Here is a 974-nt window from a genome sequence, read left to right on the forward strand (position 1 = left end):
GTCGGGCGGCGCGACGTTCACGGCGTACGACCAGATCGACAAGGCGCCGGAAGAGAAGGCGCGCGGCATCACGATCTCGACGGCGCACGTCGAGTACGAGACGACGAACCGCCACTACGCGCACGTCGACTGCCCCGGCCACGCCGACTATGTGAAGAACATGATCACCGGCGCGGCGCAGATGGACGGCGCGATCCTGGTGGTGTCGGCGGCCGACGGCCCGATGCCGCAGACCCGCGAGCACATCCTGCTGGCCCGCCAGGTCGGCGTTCCCGCCCTGGTGGTGTTCCTCAACAAGTGCGACATGGTCGACGACGAGGAACTGCTGGAGCTGGTGGAGCTCGAGGTTCGCGAGCTGCTGTCGAAGTACGACTTCCCGGGCGACGACATCCCGATCATCCGCGGCTCGGCGCTGGTGGCGCTGGAGAACGGCGATCCGAAGCTGGGCAAGGACGCGGTTCTGAAGCTGATGGAGGCGGTCGACGCCTACATCCCGCAGCCGGAGCGCCCGGTTGACCAGCCGTTCCTGATGCCGATCGAAGACGTGTTCTCGATCTCGGGTCGCGGCACGGTGGTGACCGGCCGCGTCGAGCGCGGCATCATCAAGGTCGGCGAGGAAGTCGAGATCGTCGGCATCCGCCCGACGGTGAAGACGACGGTGACCGGCGTCGAGATGTTCCGCAAGCTGCTCGACCAGGGCCAGGCGGGCGACAATGTCGGCATCCTGGTGCGTGGCACCAAGCGCGAGGACGTGGAGCGCGGCCAGGTCGTGTGCAAGCCGGGTTCGGTGAAGCCGCACACCAAGTTCAAGGCCGAGGCGTACATCCTGACGAAGGAAGAGGGCGGCCGCCACACGCCGTTCTTCACCAACTACCGCCCGCAGTTCTACTTCCGCACGACGGACGTGACGGGCATCGTGACGCTGCCGGAAGGCACCGAAATGGTGATGCCCGGCGACAACATCTCGGTCGACG

1 protein-coding gene is annotated in these 974 nt (G+C 66.7%); it reads left to right on the forward strand.

The features are described 5' to 3' along the window. The coding region (tuf, locus tag KHC28_RS01255; RefSeq protein ID WP_214006525.1) for an elongation factor Tu at positions 1–974 on the forward strand (974 nt) is incomplete at both ends.

Source organism: Ancylobacter sonchi (assembly GCF_018390695.1).
Lineage (GTDB): Bacteria > Pseudomonadota > Alphaproteobacteria > Rhizobiales > Xanthobacteraceae > Ancylobacter > Ancylobacter sonchi.